This is a genomic window from Elstera litoralis (assembly GCF_000963705.1).
Lineage (GTDB): Bacteria > Pseudomonadota > Alphaproteobacteria > Elsterales > Elsteraceae > Elstera > Elstera litoralis.
In genome coordinates this window covers 1-725 of record NZ_LAJY01000958.1, presented here as the reverse complement: position 1 = coordinate 725, position 725 = coordinate 1, and the positions used below count along the sequence as shown (strand labels likewise).

The 725-nt window shown below is 46.5% G+C and carries 1 protein-coding gene; it reads right to left on the bottom strand.

Annotation, left to right across the window (positions count from 1 at the left end):
• Window positions 1–65: 65 nt before the first annotated feature.
• Window positions 66–449 carry a hypothetical protein gene (locus VZ95_RS20940; protein WP_156995517.1) on the bottom strand — a complete coding sequence of 128 codons (384 nt, stop codon included), beginning with the start codon at window positions 447–449 and terminating at the stop codon, window positions 66–68.
• Between the last annotated feature and the right edge of the window lie 276 nt (window positions 450–725).

Sequence of the window (725 nt, the reverse complement as noted above, 5' to 3'; positions counted from 1 at the left end):
CGGAAGGCGGATATTGATCGGGCGTGGCCGAAGATGTGAGAAAGGGTAGGCTGAACCTCAGCCGCTCAGCCTAATTCATCGTCAATTTCGTCTACCCAGCTTTTCCGATCGGGGAGCATAAACGCATCTTCACTTATCAGCTCCTCCGATAAGGAGAAGCTTAAGGGATGCGTGTCATTTCCAATACGAATTGAGAATTCGTGAATATAGTATACTGTTGGCTCCTGATCGTCATCCCGATGAAATCTATAAGCATGTTTTTTAGCTTTAAAAGCATCGAGCGCCTCGCCGATCTGGCTCAAAATTGAGGAAACAGAATCGTCCGACGCTAGCTCCTTAGGTAATTCAAGAACCAAATCACAGCCGAGAGTCGAATAGAGCATAAATTTTGATATAATATCTCCGGGAAGGACATCATAACGAGTCAGCGGAAGATTTATTATCGTCATGCTTCCTTTAACTCCGTAAGATCACAATTCAGATCAATTCGCCAAGATTATATCGTTTTAACATTAATTTTTCTATAATAAATTGTACTGCAACAAACGGGTCACCCCTAGCTCAACAACTCCCACACACTCCCGTCCATCGGCTTACGCTCGATCTGCGCGCGATACCAGAGGGCGTAAAACAGCAGCGACCAAAGGGCGAAGCCCGCGTGTTTTTCAGTGGATTGGGCGAGGGTTTCCACCTTCCCCGGCTTGGCAATCTCGGCAATACAGGCT